The following is a 1,747-nucleotide window of genomic DNA, read 5'->3' as shown; positions in this document are numbered from 1 at the left end:
CCCGGCCCGGCCGGCGCCCCGTGTCCGCTCCGAGGCCCGGTGAGTCCGGTGCGTCGGGCGCTGGAATTCCTCTTCACCCGGGTCCTCCGATCCCGGATCGGTGTCGCCCTGGTGATCGCCGTACTGGTCTTCGGGGTGATCGGCGCGGCGCGTCTGGTCGCCGGGCCGGGCGACACCGGCCCCGGCCTGGCCAGCCGCCCCTCCCAGCCGATCAGCACAGCCGACCCGGAGGCCGGTGACGACGGCGTGCTGTCCAGCCCGCCGGCCGCTGTCGCACCCAAGGTCCGGCCGGGGGAGGCCACCCCGGAGCAGATCGCCGGGCGGTTCACCACGGCGTGGCTGAGCGGGCCGGGCAGCAGCGGCGACGCCTGGCAGGCCCGCCTGCGGCCACTGTCCACCCCGGCCCTGGTCGAGAAGATGACCGGTGCCGATCCGGAGACGGTGCCCGCGCGGAAGGTGACGGGCGCCCCGACGCTCCGGCCCCGCACCGAGTCCTTCGTGGAGGCGCTGGTTCCGCTGGACAACGGCACGCTCCGGCTCGAACTCGTCGCACCGGACGGGCCCTGGCTGGTGGACGCGGTCGACTGGGAGCGGTCGTGACCGCCGCCGGGCAGGCCCGCCGGAAGCTGCGCCTCGGCGTGGTCGCCACCGCCGTGACGAGCGTGCTCGCCCTGCTCTGCTGCGTCGGCGGTGCCGGTGCCTTCCTCCTCACCGAACTGGGCGGCGACGAGGACGACCCGAAGCTCGCGGCCCTGAACTGTGACCCCGCCTACCAGGTGAACCTGACCGGGGACATGCCGCGCTTCGCCGAGTACGGCGAGCGCCAGCTCCGCAACGCCGCGGTCATCATCAAGGTCGGCCAGGACATGAAACTTCCCGCCCGCGGCTGGGTGATCGCGCTGGCCACCGCGATGCAGGAGTCGGCGCTGCGCAACCTCGCCAACAGTACGGTCCCGGCGTCGCTCGCGCTGCCGCACGAGGGAGTGGGCGCCGACCACGACTCGCTCGGCCTGTTCCAGCAGCGGCCCGGGTGGGGCAGCGTCGAGCAGCGGATGACACCCTCGTACGCGGCCCGCAAGTTCTACCAGAAGATGGAGAAGGTACCGGACTGGCAGCAGCGCCCACTCACAGTCGTGGCCCAGCAGGTCCAGGTCAGCGCCTATCCCGACGCCTACGCCAAACACGAGGAACTGGCCGGACGCATCGTCGACGAGCTCGCCGGAGGCGCCGCCCGGACCGTGGAGATCGCCGGCAAGGCGGTGTGCGACGCCGCCGCCGGAGACCGGATCGCCGCCTCCGGCTGGACCGCGCCGCTGCCCGGCGGCGTGGTCTCCGGCTTCCGCACCACCGCCCGTCCCAGCCACCACGGCGTCGACCTGGCCGCCTCGAAGGGCACTCCGATCCACGCCGCCTCGGCGGGACGGGTGCTGGTCGCCCGCTGCGACCCCGACCGCTCCGGGCGGCGGGACTGCGACCGGGACGGCTGGCCGGACAAGGGCGGCTGCGGGTGGTTCGTGGACATCCTGCACGCCGGCGGGTTCATCACCCGCTACTGCCACATGGTCGAACGGCCCCGCGTGGTGCCGGGTCAGTCGGTCGCGGCGGGCGAGGTCATCGGGATCTCCGGCAGCAGCGGCAACTCGTCCGGCCCGCGGACTCGCCGCCCGGTACGGCCCGGACGAGCTGGCGCTCTACCTGGCCGACCTGGCCGACGGCGAGTCCTTCGTGGAGTTCCTCCAGACCGAGC

2 protein-coding genes are annotated in these 1,747 nt (G+C 74.0%); both read left to right on the top strand.

The window, feature by feature from the left end; all coding sequences use genetic code 11:
- The first annotated feature begins 39 nt into the window (after positions 1 to 39).
- Positions 40 to 600, top strand: a complete 561-nt coding sequence (locus AB0B20_RS29070) for a hypothetical protein (RefSeq protein ID WP_357385463.1) — start codon at positions 40 to 42, stop codon at positions 598 to 600.
- On the top strand, positions 597 to 1,747 hold a 1,151-nt coding region (locus AB0B20_RS29065), incomplete at its 3' end, for a peptidoglycan DD-metalloendopeptidase family protein (protein ID WP_357475113.1). The genes AB0B20_RS29070 and AB0B20_RS29065, both read left to right, overlap by 4 nt.

The sequence above is a fragment of the Micromonospora sp. NPDC049151 genome (assembly GCF_040648395.1).
Taxonomy (GTDB): Bacteria; Actinomycetota; Actinomycetes; order Mycobacteriales; family Micromonosporaceae; genus Micromonospora.
The sequence above is the reverse complement of the archived record's forward strand: the minus strand, read 5'-3'. Positions and strand labels throughout refer to the sequence as shown.